Here is a 17,537-nt window from a genome sequence, read left to right as displayed (position 1 = left end):
TTCTAGGCCTCCCCTTTGGGGCTGAGATAAATGGAGGAAGTGCTGCTAGCGCTTCTTTCTAGCCTTCCTAATCCTCGCCCCTTTCTTACAAGGCTGGTAGAAACCTTTCTTAAACCGGCCTTTTGCGTCTCTGCCTTTTCTGACGGTTTTCTTGGTTCTTCGAGTGGTACGCTTTCTTGCGGACATAACGTCTCCCTATACTAGGCTAATGCAGTTCTCAATAGTGGAATCAAAATAGTGGTTTGCAAAGCTTGCGCCTTGCTCATATGTGGTGATTGCTTTTATCAGCGTGAACATTTGTGCTTCAAGTTCCAGAGGCTTGTCTGGTGATGTGTTTAATTGCTTACTGACATAGCGAATGTATTCTTCTGTTTTGTTTTCAAAGGCTGGGGGTAGGTAGAAACAATTCCTCGAACGGTATTTATTTCCCTGCGGTTGTGGCATCTGAAAATTCGGGTCATTGCACGAATGCCATATTCTGGACTGCACAAACTTTGCAAAGGTTGGGTTACTTTGAAATTCGGCCATGCCTTTTCAGTCGTTGTGATTATCGTGTTTGATATTACCGGGGTTATTTAAGAGAATGCTCAAAGGCTGTGAGCTTCGTCTGAGCGTTCCTAGCATGAGTAGCAATAATCCTAATAACACTAACTTGGTGTTCATCGAAAAAGCGAAGTTAAATACTGTCTAATGACATTGCCTGCGAGTGATGCAAGCACCGCAGTTAATACAAAAATAAAAACCTGCATATTTAGACCCTCACATTTTCCGCGAGGAATACTTGATCGTTGGTTTCGCCTTCAAAGGCTAGTTCTAGACCGCAAGCCAAGGCAGTTCGGCTTTTAGAGGTGTGTTGGAAAAATAAAAATCGAACTACCAGTAGGACAGACTACCCGCGTTTTACGACATACTTTTGCAAGCCACTACAGATGAATAGTGGGGGCTTTTTAAAGCTTCAAAAGCTATTAGGGCATTCCTCCACTATTTTAATGATAATGCGGTACGTGCATATGGCACCAGATGCTTAAAAGGATGTACTAGGGAAGCATGCACTGTGCTAGATTTTGAATAGCAAACAGCGAGCGGGCTTTAATGGCCCTTTTTCTATTGTTAATGATCTGGCTGTCACTTATCCTACCTCTCACAAGTTAATTGAGATAAACACATGGGATTCTTTGAAACTGTATTAATAGGATTGCAATTTAAGCGCCTTCAAAAACCAGTGGTGTTTTTCATGATGCTTATTAACTTTGTGTTCTTTTTCTTATTCGGTAGCGCAATAGTGTTTGCGAGCCTCGAGGGAATTTTTACTGGAAAATCGATAACAGCTTCCGGAGCTTTATTAGCGACTAGCATTATTCCATTTGGTATTTGTCTTGTTTGCGCGAATCTCCTAAAAAAGTGTGTGCAATAGCGGTGCGTAGCGACGTTAAAGGATGCCCTGCCAGTCATGAATAAAATTGAAGCAAGAGAAATTGTAAGTCAGCAGGTAATTGAAAAGTATGAAGGCTTCTCTTTAATGGATGAGTCAACCCAAGAATTCGCCACATGCTTTGCTTTTTATTATCAGAATGACCAGTACATAAAATCTCGCAACATATTAGAAATGAGCGTAGGTGCTGGGCCAATCCTTGTTTGTAAGAAATCCGGAGCTGTCTTTGAGACAGGTTCAGCCCATTCTGCAGAGCACTATGTGAAAGCGTTTGAGTCTTGTGGTGACCCTTTCGGTGAATTGACTGAGCATATCTTGGTATTTGGCTGGAAAGAAGGTGCTGACAAAGTGGCAGCAACAAAGCTTATCAAAGCTAAGTCTGGTTTAAATTTACGGGACTCCAAAATAATCATTGATAAAGCACTTAAATATGAAGAGTCTCGTTTCTCCACGGAAAATAGTGAGGAGTCAGCTTTCGTCAGTGAAGAGCTGAGCAGGCTTGGCTTTGAGTGTAAGCAGCTGTGGAGCAATCAGTGCTGATTAGTAACGGCGTGGTATGGATTAATTTGTGAAGGAAGAATCGCTTTAAATAAAAGTGGCTCAAATGTGGCCCTTTAACGAAAAAACTGCCATAACTGGAAAGTGCTAGGGGCTTCTAAGTCTTTGTTTCCAAAGAAAAATTATTGTTACCCGGAGGCCTGAAGTTGAAATGGCGGTGAATCACAGGGAGGGGTTTTAAATTTGGTTGGGTGGGGCATCACGAGGCGGAATTGCTCGGCCCATCCATGGGCCTCGGCCTTCGGCTTGCCTTACGGCAACCAAAAATGCTCCCGGCATTTTTGTCGAACCAAGCGGTGGTTCTTAACCACCTCTGGGCTTTGGGATTCAGGAATCGCAGATACAAAAAAGCCCGACTCGGGAGTCAGGCTTTGATGTTTTGAATAGTGGTGCCCAGAGGCGGAATCGAACCACCGACACGGGGATTTTCAATCCCCTGCTCTACCGACTGAGCTATCTGGGCACTTCGGTACACGCTTGAGGTTGTCCTCTATCAGCGCGAGGCGCGTATTAAACAGGTTCAGGATGCAATCGTCAAGGGTTTGTTACGCTTGTATTGCTTGTTGGTTATTCTTTAGGCGGAACGTAGCCTTCGGCTTTTTCGTAGTCGTCGCCGCTAAGGAATTTTTCCCGTTGTTCGGTGAGGTAAGCGCGGGCGGTAAGGTCCATCATGTTGAGTTGTTTTTCGTTGATGAGCATGGTTTGGTGGCTGAGCCATTCTTTCCAGGCTTGGGTGGATACGTTTTCGAAGATGTTTTGTCCCGCTGCGCCGGGGAGTGGTGGTAGGTCGAGGCCGGGCAGTTCTTTTTGGTATTTGCGACAGAATACGGTGCGTGTCATGTCTTGTGTTACTCCAGGGTAAATTCTTCGCTCAGGGTTTTAATTTGGTCGATCAGTTTTTTCACCGGTGCGGCGAGGCCGATGGATTTTGGTTTGTGTGGGTTATACCAGAGTTGTCGGTTATCGTCCCGCACTTCGTCCGGGGTTTTGTTGATGCGCACTAGTATGGGGTGGATAACCAGAGTGTAATGGCTGAATACGTGGTTGAAGCTCGGCCATCGTTGTATGTCTATCTTGTTGTGATATCGAGTAAGTAGGTGTTCACTTGCATCGGTTTCCATGTCCAGTTCTTCAAAGCTCCAGAGTCCGCCCCATATGCCTTGGGCTGGCCGTTGATGCAGTAGTAGTTTGCCTTCAGGGGATTGCAGCATCAGCATTTGTGTTTGTTTTACGGGTTTTTCTTTTTTGGGTTTTTTACCTGGGTAGGCTGTGGGTTTGCCTTGTGCGTAGGCTTGGCAGTCCTGTTGCATTGGGCATTCTTCGCAGCGGGGTTTGCTGCGCGTGCAGAGGGTTGCACCGAGGTCCATGATGGCTTGGGTGTAGTCATGGGTGCGCTTGCAGGGGGTATTGAGTTCGGCTTTTTCCCATAGCGCGTTTTCGATTTTCTTTTCTCCAGGCCAGCCTTCGACTGCATAGAAGCGAGTGAGTACTCGCTTTACGTTACCGTCCAGAATGGGAGCCACTTGTTTAAAGGCGATGCTGGCAATGGCGCCCGCGGTCGAACGGCCTATGCCGGGCAAGGTTACCAGTTGTTCAACGTCTGCTGGCATATTGCCTTGGTATTCTTCGGCCACAATTTGGGCACACTTGTGTAGGTTTCTGGCGCGGGCGTAGTAACCCAGGCCTGTCCACAGGTGCAGAACGTCATCTTGCTTTGCTTGGGCAAGGCTTTCGAAGTCCGGGTATTTCTGGGTAAAGCGCTCAAAGTAGGGGATGACGGTTTCTACTTGGGTTTGTTGCAGCATTATTTCTGATAGCCACACCCGGTAGGGGGTGATGTCTTTTTGCCACGGCAGGTCTTTGCGGCCGTGTTGGTCAAACCAGCGTAATAGACGTTGGGCAAATTGCGTGTCTGGCATAGTGGTTCTTTGGGTTATTTCAGGGGGCGCTTAGGGTACAATGTGCGCTCTTTTTTTACGACTCCCTTCAAACTCATAGATGTCTCGGAATAGTTATGTTGAAAGAAACGGTTTTGGTTGCAGCGCATAAAGCGATGGGCGGCAAGTTGGTGGATTTTGGTGGTTGGAATATGCCCGTCAATTATGGTTCGCAGATAGATGAACATAATGCTGTGCGTACTGACGCTGGAATGTTTGACGTGTCTCACATGACGATTGTTGACCTGAAGGGAGAGCAGGCCAAGGAGTATTTGCAGTTTCTTTTGGCAAACGATGTGGACCGGTTAACCCTTCCCGGTAAGGCGCTGTACTCCGGCATGATTAATGGTTTGGGTGGTGTTGTTGATGATTTGATTGTTTACCTGATGGAAGAGGGGTACAGGTTGGTGGTGAACTGTGCAACCCGGGGCAAAGACCTGATGTGGATGAACGCGCAGTCTGAGGGTTTTGATATTGAGCTTGTGGAGCGTGATGATTTGGCGATGATTGCGGTTCAGGGGCCGAATGCCAGAGCTAAGGTGGATGGCATTCTTAACGATGCTTCTTTGGCGGATTTGAAGGTGTTTCAAGGGGTAGGCCTCAAGGGTGGTACGGATTGGTTTGTTGCCCGTACCGGTTACACCGGGGAAGATGGGTATGAAATTATGTTGCCAAATGCGGAAGCAGAAGGTTTTTGGCAGCAATTGGCAGAAGCGGGTGTTGCCCCGTGTGGCCTGGGTGCTAGGGATACGCTACGCTTGGAAGCTGGAATGAATTTGTATGGTCATGAAATGGATGACGACACGTCGCCATTGGTGGCAAATATGGGCTGGACTATTGCCTGGGAGCCTCAAGACCGGGATTTTATAGGTCGTAAAGAGCTTGAGGCGGAAAAAGCGGCAGGGGTGAAATACAAACTTGTTGGTTTGTTGCTTAAGGAGCGCGGTGTGTTACGTTCTGGCCAGGAAGTGGTCGTGGAAGGGGTTGAGGACAAAGGTGTCATTACTAGCGGAACCTTTTCTCCTACCCTCGGTTATTCCATTGCTTTGGCTCGTGTCCCCAATGTTGATATTGCTGGTCAAAAAGTCGAAGTATTGGTGCGCAACAAACGTTTACCTGTAGAGGTGACTAAACCTTGTTTCGTGCGAAATGGCAGCAAACTGGTATAGAATTGCGGCCAATTGAAATAAAAGTTTTTAATTAATCGTCCTTTAAGGAATCGAAAAATGAGTGAAATACGCGCAGAGTTGAAGTACTTAAGTAGTCATGAGTGGGCGCGCGTGGAAGATGACGGCACAGTTACTGTTGGCATTACTGACCACGCACAAGAAGAGCTGGGGGATGTGGTTTACGTTGAAACACCTGAGGTCGGCTCTGAGGTTAATGCCGGAGCGGAAGCGGGTGTGGTGGAATCTGTTAAAGCGGCTTCGGATATCTATTCGCCAATATCGGGTGAAGTGATTGCCATTAATGAAGCGTTGGAAGATGCGCCAGAAACAGTGAACAGCTCTCCATATGATGATGGTTGGTTTTATAAAGTTAAGCCCAGCGATGTATCGGAATTGGATGCGCATATGTCTGCAGACGAGTATAAAGCTCAAATCGAAGAGTAACTGTATTAACTCTTTATATAGCCTCGGTATTTTTTGTGAGAAAAGCATTCCGGGGCTTTTTTATGTCTGGTGATTTAAGAGGGTGAAAAGTGGCTAGAATTGTTGTGGCGATACTGTTTGCTGTTTGGGCATCTTTCTCATTTGCAGAAAAAAGCGTTTCTCTGCGAGGTGTTGAGTATTTGGGGGTCGGTGACGAAACCTATTTTGATACCAAGGGAGAGGTTTTGTCTGTTGGCGAAATCATAACAATAACCGATGAACGCGGTTCGGCAGTCACTCGGTTTGCCAAGGTTAAATCTATCTTATCTGGCGGTAGCAAAGCGATTGTGCAGGTTGTTGATGCGCCAGTTAAGCAGCTTGGTGAGCAGCATCAGGTAGATACCAGTCGATACGATAAAGCGTCAAAAGATTTGTGTGAAAAAATGAAATCTTGTTCAATGGCCGAAATGGAAAATGTGCCAGCGGCAATGCAGCAGTTACTGCAGCAGACATTAAGTAATGTGTGTGACACAATTTCTGCGAATTATCAATTGGAGGTGGCCTATCAGGATCTATATGACCAGGCTGCAAATTGTATGGAGTCACTTACTCAGTTGCCGTGTGAGCAAGCGGTAGAGGCTGAGGGAAATGAAACCAAACAATGTCAGGAGTTTCAAAAACAACTTGAAAAGTATGAAAGCTAATTGAGGAGATGAAAATGCTATCGGCAAGTGATGCGTTGGAACGTTTAAAAGAAGGGAATAAGCGTTTTGTTAATGAGATGAGTAACAGTGAGTCGTTGAACAATATGTCTCGTCGTTGTCGTCTTGAGGAGAAGCAGGAACCCTTTGCCATTATTTTGGGGTGTTCGGATTCTCGCGTTCCGGCGGAAATTGTGTTTGATCAGGGGCTGGGTGACTTATTTGTGATTCGTGTAGCGGGCAATATTGTTGCGCCTTCACAGGTGGGGAGTGTTGAGTTTGCAGTAGAGCAGTTTGGTACCAAGTTGGTTGTGGTTTTGGGGCATTCACGTTGTGGTGCGGTAAAAGCCTGTATCGACGCTGTGCATGCTTCTGCCGATATGCCATCAAAAAATGTGGGTTCTATTGTGAATCGTATTCGACCTATTGTGGAAACTTTGGCCGAAACCGAACTTGGTAATGATGACGAAAAATTAATGGCGCATGCGGTTAAGGCAAATATTCGTTCTTCGGTTGACCATTTAAGCCACGGCTCAAAAATAATCGAACAAAAAGTGGGTGCGGGTGAGCTAACTATTGTTGGCGCAGAGTATTCGCTTGATAGCGGTGTGGTAAATTTCTTCTAAATAATAAAAAGAAAAAAAGAGCTGTGTTTGAGGGGATGCCGCTCTGTTTAAGTAGATAAATAAAAATGTAATATAGCGGTGTTTTTTAGCTGTAGTACTCAGTGCTGCCTAAACCCAGTTCGTTGACGTGTTCTGCCAGGTTCGCAAAATCATAATCTCCCAGCCCGGTATAAACTAGTACCACTTCCTTTATTCTATTCCATTCGTGGTCTTCATCTTGCTGGCCTAGAATTTTATGTGTGCCGCAAACGTGTTCCGCCATTTTTAATATTGCAAGCAAGGTTTTTTTTCTGCTGTCGCTGCTTTCTTTTTCAAAAGTTTTTACGACATTATGGTGTTCGTGGATCGCCTGACATAAAAAAGCGGGCAGGTTCCAGGATTTGCCAACGTAATATCCCACTACGGCGTGATTGGTATTTATCAGCTCATTTTCTATGGCTGTTACGCGTTTTCCTGGGGTGGAGTATGCTTCGGAAAGCACTTGTTGGTAGTTTTCAAAGCGAGCCATGAGCAATGGAATCCCCGCGTCGCGGAATAACCCCAGTGTGTAGGCTTCATCGGAGTTGGGGTAGCCGATTTGTTTGGCAATTGCCGCTGCAGCCATGGCGACATCCATTGAACTATCCCAAAAGCGCCCCATTGCAATAATGTCATCGTCGGATAATGCCCCTTTAATGGATAGGGCGTTGACCAAATTGACTACGCTGTTTACGCCTAAGAGATTTACCGCTTGAACAATAGAGGTGATGGTATTGGCGTGTTTAAAAAACGGAGAGTTGACGGTTTTTAGAATGCTGCCGGACAGGCCAACATCCTGACTGATTAGCCGGGCTATTTCGCTGATGCTGCAATCCGGGTTGAGCTGTTCCATTTGCAGATCCACCATGACTTGTGGCTGTGGTGGTATCGCAATGCCTTGCATGATTTTCTGAATTTGTTCCGAAGTGAGATCAGTAGCCATGAGCTAAGCACTCCATAAACCCGTAAAGTCTGCTTTAAGTCGTTGGTTTCGTCAGCTTTGGGGGTGCAGGTGTTGCTATGTGTGATCCCGTATCGTTGGGTGGGGTGGCTCTGCACAGGCTGGCGGTAATTACTATCTAGTTTAGACCAGCCTTTAGCAGGAGCAATGGGTTATTGGTCGAGTTGGTGAAAGCTATCGACAGCGCCTTTGATTGAGTTATAAAGATCATCCCATTTTATTTCTGTGGTTTGGTTGCAGGATTCAATCGCTTTATTTAGAGAAGGCTCGACGAGCGATTTCTGTTCTTTGGGTAAAAAGCTGAGTGCGGGAAGCAGGGAGCTTATTTTATTCAACATGCGTGGTGCCCAGGTTGAGTTTTCTTCCCCTTGGTCGGCACGTTGCTTTTGTTCGGAAATATCCAAGATCAGGTTGGTTAAGCTTTTCTCTAAAGTCTGGCTAACCCAGGCCTGTTTTTCCGTGTTGTCGAGAAGATAGTATTTCCGGTTAAGGTCATCTTTTTTCTGGGAATTCCACTGCTCTGCGAGCTGATTAAAATCCATTACCAGCAGCTGGCTCTGTAACTCCAGGAGTTGTCGCCTTCGGTTATTGGGGGTTTCGGCGAGGAGTTTGTAGCCCTTTTCTATTTCATCTGGCGTTAATTTGAGGGACTCAACATAGTCTGAGTATTGGCGTTGTCCGTCATCACCAAACAGCATGAACTCGATTGCGTATAAGCCAAGCGTTGCTGATTCCTCATCGGCAAAGCCGTGCTGGTTGCCTAGGGTTTCCGGGGTAATTGGTAAGCCAATATCGTGCACAAGGCCGGAATAGAGGTACTCGCCAAAACTATCGAGGTAGCCGGGCTGGATCGGTGCTGCAAATAAGCGATAGTTCAGGCTTTTAAAGCTGGTTAATGCCGGCGGAGCATTTTCTGCCAGCTGAGAGATAAGATAAAAATCACTGTTTACCTGATCGAGTTCGCGCCATTGTTTTTTGGCGGTCTGGTGAGTTTCTTCTGATGGCGTGGCAATAAACTGTTTGATTGCGCTATCGAGTAGCTCGACCATCTCGATATGTTTTTCGATAACGAGGCCGCTCTGGTTCCATAGTTGAGTGCCAGCTTCGGTTAGCGTTTCCTCGGATATGCTGGGTGCCTCTATTTCGGGTACGCTGATTTCCTCATTTTGACGGCTGCACGAAGCAATTAGGCCGAGCATTAAAATGAAGGTTCCTGTGAGTAATTGTTTATACATTGCGTACCTGTTCCGTTGGGGTCCTTGAGTGTATTTACCTTAAGCTGATGACAGGCCAGCCCTGTTCTTCTGCGTGTTGTTGTAAGCGAGGGTCTGGATCCACTGCCGTTGGATAGGATACTTGTTGCAGTAACGGAAGGTCGTTCATGGAATCGCTATAGAAGTAGCTTCCTTCCAGAGATTCTGGGCGTCCTTCTAGCCATTCGGTTAGGCGAGTAATTTTGCCACCCTGAAAGCAGGGGGTGCCGCTTACTTTCCCGGTAAATCGACCTTCATTGTCAGTGGCCAGCTGGCTGGCGAGAAGATGCTCTATCCCGAGTTTCTGTGCAATGGGCTGAGTCACAAATTGATTGGTTGCGGTAATAATTAGAAGAGTGTCGCCGGCTGTACGGTGTTTTTCGATCAGTTCCCGTGCCTTTGGCAGCAGTATGGGGTCAACCTTGGTGGCGATGAATTCGTTGCGCATGGTATCCAGTTCGCCGGGAGAGAAGCGGGTGAGTGGTGTGGCAACAAATTCAAGGTACTCGTGTATATCGAGAGTGCCGTCGACATAGTCGCGGTAAAACTGGTCATTGGCTTTGGCGTAGTGAGTATCATCTACTATCTTTTGTTCTACGAGGTATTCTCCCCAGGCGTGGTCGCTATCGCCACGAATTAAGGTGTTGTCTAAATCAAAAATTGCTAAAGCCAAGGAAGTTCTCTCCGGTTGTAGAAAAATGAACATCAATTAGATGGTGTTTGGTATTTGCTGCGCCTAAGGGTCTTGTGGAACAATAGCTTGAAATTATAACAACATTCGCTAGATGAGGTTTGTGTGATAGATGATGACGGCTTCCGCTTGAATGTCGGTATTGTAATCGCCAATGAGCAAGGTGGCTTGCTTTGGGCGCGTCGCGTTGGCGGGCAGAACGCCTGGCAGTTCCCCCAGGGTGGTATTAAAGAAGATGAGTCTGCAGAAGAGGCGTTATACCGGGAGTTAAATGAGGAGGTCGGTTTAAGTCGGGAGGATGTGGAAGTGGTTGCGGTTACTAAAGGCTGGCTCCGCTATCGATTGCCTAAGCGACTGGTTCGTCAGAAAGAGCCTCTATGTATAGGCCAAAAGCAGAAGTGGTTTTTGCTAAAGTTAAAGTCAGGTGAACAAAGTATTCGTCTTGATGCCAGCCAGCCAGCGGAATTTGATGACTGGGCTTGGGTAAATTACTGGTATCCATTGTCGAAAGTGGTGTCATTTAAGCGTGAAGTGTATCGAAAAGCGCTGAAAGAGTTGGTATCTCCCTATAATCGAGTATTTGGTGGCGCAGTGACTGATTCAATTGAAGATAGTAGTCCCGGTGAGGGTAGCGCATGCTGCACTGGCTAAGGAGTATTGTTCAGGAGGTTAACGCTGCGGGTGATTTACCCGATGCGCTGAATATTATTGTTGCCAGAGTTCGGGCGGCAATGAATACGGATGTCTGTTCCGTCTACTTGCGAGACCCCAATGGCCGCTACGTACTGCGCGCAACCGAAGGCCTGAACCCAGGGGCGGTGGGCAGTGTTTCGTTGGGTAAGAAGGAAGGTTTGGTGGGATTAGTGGCTTCTCGCGAGGAGCCAATTAACCTCGATGCTGCTGACTCGCACCCCAAATATCAATATTTCTCCCAGACTGGAGAAGAGCGTTACTCAGCGTTCCTTGGTGTGCCTATTATTCATCAGCGGCAAGTGCTGGGTGTGCTGGTTGTGCAGCAGGGTAACAAGCGTCGCTACGATGAAGGGGAAGAGGCGTTTCTGGTGACCATGTCTGCGCAGCTGGCGGCGGTCATTGCCCATGCTGAAGCTACTGGCGCCTTACAGGATTTAGGTAAGAAGGAAGAGGCCAAATTCACTGGGGTTGCCGGTGCGGTTGGTGTTGCAATTGGCCGTTGTATTGTTGCCTCTCCTGTGGCCGATCTAAATTCTGTGCCTTATCAGCGGTGTGACGACATTGATGAAGAAATTCGTTTCTTTCAGGCGGCTGTTAAGCGTGTTCGCGAGGATGTACGTGAACTGGGGCAGCAGCTGGAAAACCGGTTAAGCAAAGAAGAGCGGCTATTATTTGATGCCTATATAGGCATGTTGGATGATGCTTCTCTGGGTGGGGAAGTCGCTCAGAAAATTCGTAAGGGCCATGCCGCTCCTTATGCTTGGAGTGAGGTGATTCTGGAGCATGTTCGAACATTCTCCAGTATGTCTGATACCTATCTAAGTGAGCGTGCGGCGGATGTGCGTGATTTAGGCAGCCGGGTTCTGGCTTACCTGCAGGAGTCTGCCAAAAAAGATCGAAAACAGGAATATCCTGACAATACCATTCTGGTTGGCGAAGAGCTGACCGCCTCCATTTTGGCTGAGGTTCCTCAGGGTAAGTTGGTGGGGATTGTCTCTGTTCGAGGTTCCAGCAACTCTCATATTGCTATTTTGGCGAGATCAATGGGAATTCCCACGGTGGTGGGGGCGGTGGATTTGCCTTTTACCCGTCTGGATGGTCGGGAGTTGATTGTCGATGGCTATCACGGCGCGGTCTACAGCGACCCTTCCGACAGTCTGCTGGAATACTTCCAAACCATTGTTGAAGAAGATAAAGAGCTGGTTGCAGGCTTAGAAAGCCTGAAAGATCTGCCGTGTGAAACTCAGGATAAGCATCGTGTTGCACTCTGGGTAAATACCGGTTTAATGGCGGATACCATGTTGTCGTTGGAGCGCGGCGCGGAAGGTGTGGGCCTGTATCGAACGGAAGTACCGTTCATGCTGCGCGACCGTTTTCCCAGTGAAGAAGAGCAACGTATTACCTACAGAGAGCAGCTGGAGGCTTTTGCACCCTATACCGTTACAGTGCGTACGCTGGATATAGGGGGGGATAAGTCTTTACCATATTTTCCAATTTCTGAAGATAACCCCTTCCTTGGCTGGAGAGGGATTCGGGTGACGCTGGATCACCCTGAGATATTCCTTGTTCAGGCCAGGGCAATGCTAAAGGCCAGTGAAGGCTTAGATAATCTGCGTATTATGCTACCAATGATCACCAACGTGGCTGAATTGGAGATTGCGCAGATGCTTATCCATCGAGCTTATGATGAGCTTGTGGAAGAGGGCTATAAAGTTAAAATGCCGCCAGTGGGGGTGATGATTGAAGTGCCTGCTGCGGTATATCAGGCCAGAGAGCTGGCTTCTCGTGTTGACTTCCTCTCGGTGGGGAGTAACGACCTCACTCAGTATCTTCTAGCGGTCGATAGAAATAACCCACGCGTAGCAGACCTTTATCATTCTCTGCATCCGGCGGTATTGCGAGCTTTGCGCATCATCGTGCAGGAATCCCACAGTGCGGGTATTCCTGTGAGTATCTGCGGTGAGTTGGCTGGTGATCCAGCTGCGGCACTATTGCTCGTGGCGATGGGGTATGATGTGCTTTCCATGAGCGCAACCAACCTGCTTAAGGTAAAATCCGTCATCCGGTCGGTTTCTATGTTGCAGGCAGAGAATTTATTGGACGAAGTGATGTCTCTACCGGATGTGGAGTCGATAAATATGTGCTTAGAGGCAACCTTGAAGCGGGTAGGTATTACTCGTTTGTTGCGACCAAGTGCAGACAATACATTTGGCAGTTAGGCATTAGACAATTCATTGTTTCGTCAAATTGTGTCATTAATGTTGCCCTTCCTTTACTTTGTTAACGTGATAGCGCCACAAACAGGTGCATTGGGGATCCGTTTTATATGTTGAAATATCCTGAAATTGACCCGGTAGCCATTTCCATTGGCCCGTTTGATGTGTTGGGGAACACGTTAGGGCCGCTGAATGTGCATTGGTACGGGTTGATGTATTTATTTGGTTTTGCTTTCGCATGGGCTTTGGGGTTATATCGTGCGCGAAAGAGCTATTCCCCTGTAAAGCCGGCTCAGGTGGAAGACCTTATTTTTTACGGCGCTGTTGGTTTGGTGGTTGGTGCGCGTGTTGGCTATGTATTCTTTTATAACTTTGGCGCTTTTCTTGAAAATCCTGCCTGGCTTTTCAAAGTGTGGGAAGGGGGGATGTCCTTTCATGGTGGATTGCTGGGCGTGCTCATCGCAATGGGGCTCTACTGCAAAAAGATAAATCAGCACTTTATTGATGTAACTGATTTCCTTGCGCCTTTGGTTCCAATAGGTTTGGCGCTAGGTCGGATCGGTAATTTTATAGGTCAGGAGTTGTGGGGTAGAGAAACAACGGTTCCTTGGGGAATGGTTTTTCCAAATGATCCAGACCAGTTGGTTCGCCACCCATCGCAATTGTATCAAGCAGGCTTGGAGGGCTTGGCGCTCTTCGTGGTATTGTTTTGGTTTTCGCGCAATCCCAAACCGCGTGGTGCAGTATCCGCGATGTTGTTAGTCTGCTATGGTATTTTCCGGTTCTCGGTTGAATTTGTCAGACAACCTGATGCACATATTCAATTTGATTTATTTGGCTGGATGACTCGTGGCCAGATTCTCTGTGTGCCTATGGTTTTGGTGGGGCTTTATGTTTTGTATTGGGCATATAGACCTAAAAAAGATGTGGGCTTGCAGTCGAAAAATGCGTAACGGTTGAAACAAAGAGGTTATAACATTTGAAGCAGTATCTCGATTTGATGCGTCATGTGCGTGATAACGGAACAAAAAAAGAGGACCGAACAGGCACTGGCACCATAAGTATTTTCGGTTATCAAATGCGTTTTGATCTCTCGCAAGGCTTTCCTTTGGTAACTACGAAAAAATGTCACCTCAGATCCATTATCCACGAACTACTCTGGTTTCTGAAGGGTGAAACCAATATTAAATACTTAAAGGATAATGGAGTAAAAATTTGGAATGAGTGGGCGACAGACGAGGGGGAATTGGGGCCCGTATACGGGGCTCAGTGGCGTTCGTGGCCAATGCCGAATGGCGAAACGCTTGATCAAATTACTGCGTTAATAGATCAAATAAAAACGAAACCCGACTCGCGTCGATTAATTGTTTCCGCGTGGAATCCCGCGCTACTTCCCAATGAGGGAGTATCTCCGCAAGAAAATGTCCAAGCGGGGAGGATGGCATTACCTCCGTGTCACACATTGTTTCAGTTTTACGTTATAAACGGGAAAATATCCTGCCAGTTATATCAAAGAAGTGCGGATATATTTTTGGGAGTCCCGTTTAATATCGCTTCTTATGCGCTTTTGTTAATGATGATTGCGCAAGTGACGAATTTGGAAGTGGGTGAGTTTATTCATACATTTGGTGATGCTCACTTATATCTGAATCATTTGGAACAGGTAAATGAACAGCTGAGTCGCGAGCCTTTACCCTTGCCTCAGATGAAAATAAATCCAGATGTGAAAGATATCTTTGGTTTTAAGTATGACGATTTCGAGCTACAAAATTATGAAGCTCATCCTCATATTGCTGCGCCGATATCAATATAGGATAGAGGTTTAATATGAGTGAGTTAGCTTTAGTTGTAGCGGTCGCCGAGAACGGAGTAATTGGTCGAGACAACCAACTTCCTTGGCGATTAAGTAGAGATTTACAGTATTTTAAACGTGTAACAATGGGTGCTCCAATGATTATGGGGCGAAAGACCTTTGAGTCTATAGGGAAGCCTTTACCAGGTAGGCTCAGTATTGTGGTTACGCGACAGCAGGACTGGGCTTTTGAAGGTGTTAAGGTGGCTCACAGTCTGGAAAACGCCATAGCAATTGCAGAACAGGCTATTGCTGCAGGTGAGTATGAAACGGATCAGGTGTTTGTGGTGGGCGGTGCTCAGTTATATGGGCATGCCATCCAAATGTCGGCTAAGCTGTATCTTACCGAGGTACACGCTGAAGTGGAGGGAGATACATTTTTCCCTCGTTTTGATCGTAACGAATGGCGGGAAGTTTCTCGCGAAAAACCTGAAAAGGTTGACGGTGACTCTCACCCCTATTCGTTTGTTATTTTGGAAAGAATCAGCGCTACCTCCTAAAAGATGTATGCGTTTGTGAGTTGATTGTTGCTGGGGCTTAACGGCTCAAATAATCAAGACGCTTAAAATCTGAACTTGTGTTACTCAAGTGTTACCTTGTTGTTACCTTGCAAGTGGGTATTTAAGCATTGTTGTTACCTTTAGTAATGATGGTTTGGCGTGAAAAACGTCTCAAGACATTGTATTTGAATGTTGTCGAAGCCTCTTATTACAATGCGACACACTTGGTTATATCCAGTCAAAAAACTCTTTTTTAATACGTTGGGTAGAAGGGTTACATTCTGCTCAATAGCACATTCTGTTAATGCAAGCACCCAGGTTGGGGGAGATATGAAGAAGCAGCGACTCAAAGCTGTGGCATTGTCCACAGTCCTTTCTGCCGGCGCACTAATAGCTACTAGTGGCGCATACGCAGACAAAACTTTAGATGCCATCATGCAGGTTGGTCAGGCCAAGACTACTGCTGGTCAAGCATCGCAAAAAAAGATCGATAAACTCGCATCTGACACGACTGACCTGTTGCAAAAGTTTAAAACTACCAACAAGCAGATTGATGGTTTGCGTGTTTATAACACTCAGCTTGAAAAGCAATTGGCTAACCAGCTAAAAGTGATCGAAGACCTTGAAGGCTCTATCGATAATGTAACCGTTATCGAGCGTCAAATTCAGCCTTTGATTCTTCGTATGCTTGACGGTCTTGAGCAATTTGTCGAGCTGGATATCCCTCTTCACAGAGAAGAGCGTTTGAACCGGGTTTCGGATCTTCGTGACAACCAGGATCGCGCAGACATTTCTGTTGCTGAGAAATTCCGTCAGGTTCTTGAAGCTTACAGCATTGAGTCTGAATACGGCCGTAAAGTAGATACTTATGTTGATACTTTGGAAGTGGGCGGTGTTGAGCGTCAAGTGAACATTCTTTCTGTTGGTCGTATCGCGTTGATGTACCAAACAACTGATACAAAACTTTCTGGCGCTTGGGATCAAAACCAGGGTGCGTGGGTAGAGTTGGATGCTGGTGAATATCGCGCAGCAATTCTTAAAGGCATTCGTATCGCTAAGAAGCAAGCCTCGATCGATGTAATGCAGTTACCAGTCTTGGCTCCGGAGGCAGCACAATGAAATTGACTATAAAGAAAAAACTTCTGGCATTTGCCGCAGTCGGTGTTATGTCATTTTCTGGTGTGGCGTTAGCCCAGAGTAACGACAAAGCAGCTTCGCTTGAAGAACTATTACAAATGGTTAAAGAAGCGAAGATTTCTGAAAGTAAAGAACATCAAAAACGTGAAGCGGAGTTCCGTCGTCAAAAAGCCAATCAGGCTAACTTGCTCAATCAAGCAGAAGCGACTAAAGCTGCGGAAGAAGCTCGCTCAGCGCGTTTAGAACAAAAATACAAAGAACAAGAAGTACTCGTTAAAGCTAAGCGTCAACAGCTTGATGAGCGTATGGGTTCTTTGAAAGAGCTATTTGGTCACTTGACTTCAACATCTGGCGACCTTCGTTCAAATATCGATACTTCAATTGTTAGTGCGCAAATCCCTAATCGTACGGATTTCCTTGCTGACCTTATTGAAAAAATGAACAGTGAAACCAAACTGCCTTCAATTGATGAAATTGAGCGTCTTTGGTATGAACTACAACGTGAAACAGTGGAATCTTCCAAAGTTGTTTCATTCACAACAACTGTTTCAGACCCTGCTGGTAATAAGTCTGAGCGTACCGTGGTTCGTGTTGGTAACTACAACTTGTTGTCTGATGGTAAGTACCTTACCTTCGATGCCAAAAGCGGTACTTTGAGCGAACTTGCTCGTCAACCTAGCCCAGCTCTTCAAAAAGCAGCTGTTGACCTGCAAAATGCCACTTCCGGCTTTACTAAGGCTGGTATTGACCCAACTGGTCCTTCAGGTGGTAACTTGTTGAAAGCCTTGATTAACAGTCCTTCTATTAAAGAGCGCTGGCACCAAGGTCGTCTAGTAGGTTACATCATTTCCGGTGTAGGTATCTTTGCTCTGCTAATTGCTTTCTGGCGCTTTATTATCCTTGCTGGTATCAGCTCAAAAGTAAGCTCTCAGTTGCGTGCTAGCTCAGCCAATCCAAACAACCCACTGGGTCGTGTATTGAAGGTTGCTGAAGATAACCCGACTATTGATACAGAATCTCTGGAATTGAAACTTGAGGAAGCTGTTCTTAAAGAGCGTCCAAACATTGAGGCTTACCTAAACCTATTGAAGATTATTTCAATGGTTGCACCTCTATTGGGTCTATTGGGTACGGTTACCGGTATGATCGTGACCTTCCAGGCAATCACTATTTACGGTGCGGGTGATCCTAAAGCAATGGCTGGTGGTATTTCCGGTGCACTTGTGACAACAGTACTTGGTCTTGTTGTCGCTATCCCAACAGTACTTCTTCACACTTTCTTGAACGGTAAAGCCAAGCGAATTCTTCATGTACTTGAAGAGCAAAGCGCCGGCATTATCGCTGAAAAATCTGAGAAGTAGAGGAGATTA

Annotated in this window: 18 protein-coding genes and 1 tRNA gene; 12 read left to right on the top strand and 7 right to left on the bottom strand. The window is 46.4% G+C overall.

From position 1 onward, the window contains the following. Positions 1–195: 195 nt before the first annotated feature. A complete protein-coding gene (locus P5V12_RS18065) occupies positions 196–528 on the bottom strand; it encodes a hypothetical protein (RefSeq protein ID WP_316954497.1) in 333 nt (110 codons plus the stop codon). Between the two features lie 922 nt (positions 529–1,450). On the opposite strand from P5V12_RS18065, the gene P5V12_RS18060 reads away from it, so the two are divergent. Further along, complete coding sequence (locus P5V12_RS18060; protein ID WP_316954496.1) at positions 1,451–1,972, top strand: hypothetical protein; 522 nt, start codon at positions 1,451–1,453, stop codon at positions 1,970–1,972. A 405-nt stretch (positions 1,973–2,377) separates the two neighbouring features. Here P5V12_RS18060 and P5V12_RS18055 read toward each other — a convergent pair. The 3 genes from P5V12_RS18055 to mutY form a co-directional block, all read right to left on the bottom strand. Further along, positions 2,378–2,453: transfer RNA gene (locus P5V12_RS18055), tRNA-Phe, on the bottom strand. A 104-nt stretch (positions 2,454–2,557) separates the two neighbouring features. Next, positions 2,558–2,830 carry an oxidative damage protection protein gene (locus P5V12_RS18050; protein ID WP_316954495.1) on the bottom strand — a complete coding sequence of 91 codons (273 nt, stop codon included), beginning with the start codon at positions 2,828–2,830 and terminating at the stop codon, positions 2,558–2,560. 8 nt (positions 2,831–2,838) lie between these two features. Continuing rightward, positions 2,839–3,909 carry an A/G-specific adenine glycosylase gene (gene mutY, locus P5V12_RS18045; RefSeq protein ID WP_316954494.1) on the bottom strand — a complete coding sequence of 357 codons (1,071 nt, stop codon included), beginning with the start codon at positions 3,907–3,909 and terminating at the stop codon, positions 2,839–2,841. Between the two features lie 95 nt (positions 3,910–4,004). On the opposite strand from mutY, the gene gcvT reads away from it, so the two are divergent. From gcvT to P5V12_RS18025, 4 genes are all read left to right on the top strand, one after another. Further along, positions 4,005–5,096 (top strand): glycine cleavage system aminomethyltransferase GcvT, encoded by a 1,092-nt coding sequence (gene gcvT / locus P5V12_RS18040; protein WP_316954493.1) that lies wholly within the window; start codon positions 4,005–4,007, stop codon positions 5,094–5,096. A 57-nt stretch (positions 5,097–5,153) separates the two neighbouring features. After that, positions 5,154–5,540, top strand: coding sequence for a glycine cleavage system protein GcvH (gene gcvH / locus P5V12_RS18035; protein WP_316954492.1), 387 nt, complete (start codon positions 5,154–5,156; stop codon positions 5,538–5,540). Positions 5,541–5,629: 89 nt separating this feature from the next. Then, positions 5,630–6,223, top strand: a complete 594-nt coding sequence (locus P5V12_RS18030) for a hypothetical protein (protein WP_316954491.1) — start codon at positions 5,630–5,632, stop codon at positions 6,221–6,223. A 14-nt stretch (positions 6,224–6,237) separates the two neighbouring features. After that, a complete protein-coding gene (locus tag P5V12_RS18025) occupies positions 6,238–6,846 on the top strand; it encodes a carbonic anhydrase (RefSeq protein WP_316954490.1) in 609 nt (202 codons plus the stop codon). Positions 6,847–6,931: 85 nt separating this feature from the next. Here P5V12_RS18025 and P5V12_RS18020 read toward each other — a convergent pair whose 3' ends face one another. From P5V12_RS18020 to P5V12_RS18010, 3 genes are all read right to left on the bottom strand, one after another. Further along, positions 6,932–7,807: an HDOD domain-containing protein gene (locus P5V12_RS18020; RefSeq protein ID WP_316954489.1), complete on the bottom strand. Its 876-nt coding sequence runs from the start codon at positions 7,805–7,807 to the stop codon at positions 6,932–6,934. Between the two features lie 170 nt (positions 7,808–7,977). Next, complete coding sequence (locus P5V12_RS18015; protein WP_316954488.1) at positions 7,978–9,060, bottom strand: imelysin family protein; 1,083 nt, start codon at positions 9,058–9,060, stop codon at positions 7,978–7,980. A gap of 34 nt (positions 9,061–9,094) precedes the next feature. Beyond that, positions 9,095–9,751 carry an HAD family hydrolase gene (locus P5V12_RS18010; protein WP_316954487.1) on the bottom strand — a complete coding sequence of 219 codons (657 nt, stop codon included), beginning with the start codon at positions 9,749–9,751 and terminating at the stop codon, positions 9,095–9,097. 123 nt (positions 9,752–9,874) lie between these two features. Between P5V12_RS18010 and P5V12_RS18005 the strand changes: the two genes are divergently transcribed. The 7 genes from P5V12_RS18005 (at position 9,875) to P5V12_RS17975 (ending at position 17,528) form a co-directional block, all read left to right on the top strand. Further along, a complete protein-coding gene (locus tag P5V12_RS18005) occupies positions 9,875–10,420 on the top strand; it encodes an RNA pyrophosphohydrolase (protein ID WP_316954486.1) in 546 nt (181 codons plus the stop codon). Beyond that, positions 10,405–12,681 carry a phosphoenolpyruvate--protein phosphotransferase gene (ptsP, locus tag P5V12_RS18000; protein WP_316954485.1) on the top strand — a complete coding sequence of 759 codons (2,277 nt, stop codon included), beginning with the start codon at positions 10,405–10,407 and terminating at the stop codon, positions 12,679–12,681. Before P5V12_RS18005 ends, ptsP begins: the two co-directional genes overlap by 16 nt. Positions 12,682–12,788: 107 nt before the next feature. Then, complete coding sequence (gene lgt, locus P5V12_RS17995; protein ID WP_316954484.1) at positions 12,789–13,631, top strand: prolipoprotein diacylglyceryl transferase; 843 nt, start codon at positions 12,789–12,791, stop codon at positions 13,629–13,631. A gap of 26 nt (positions 13,632–13,657) precedes the next feature. Next, entirely contained in the window at positions 13,658–14,491 is an 834-nt protein-coding gene (locus tag P5V12_RS17990; protein ID WP_316954483.1) for a thymidylate synthase, read from the top strand. Positions 14,492–14,505: 14 nt separating this feature from the next. Continuing rightward, entirely contained in the window at positions 14,506–15,030 is a 525-nt protein-coding gene (locus P5V12_RS17985) for a dihydrofolate reductase (protein ID WP_316954482.1), read from the top strand. A 330-nt stretch (positions 15,031–15,360) separates the two neighbouring features. Then, on the top strand, positions 15,361–16,149 hold the full coding sequence (locus P5V12_RS17980; RefSeq protein ID WP_316954481.1) for a DUF3450 domain-containing protein: 789 nt from the start codon (positions 15,361–15,363) through the stop codon (positions 16,147–16,149). Next, positions 16,146–17,528, top strand: coding sequence for a MotA/TolQ/ExbB proton channel family protein (locus P5V12_RS17975; protein WP_316954480.1), 1,383 nt, complete (start codon positions 16,146–16,148; stop codon positions 17,526–17,528). The genes P5V12_RS17980 and P5V12_RS17975 overlap by 4 nt, the downstream gene beginning before the upstream one ends. The last annotated feature ends 9 nt before the right edge of the window (positions 17,529–17,537 follow it).

This window comes from Teredinibacter sp. KSP-S5-2 (assembly GCF_032773895.1).
Lineage (GTDB): Bacteria > Pseudomonadota > Gammaproteobacteria > Pseudomonadales > Cellvibrionaceae.
This window is presented reverse-complemented; position numbering and strand designations above follow the sequence as displayed.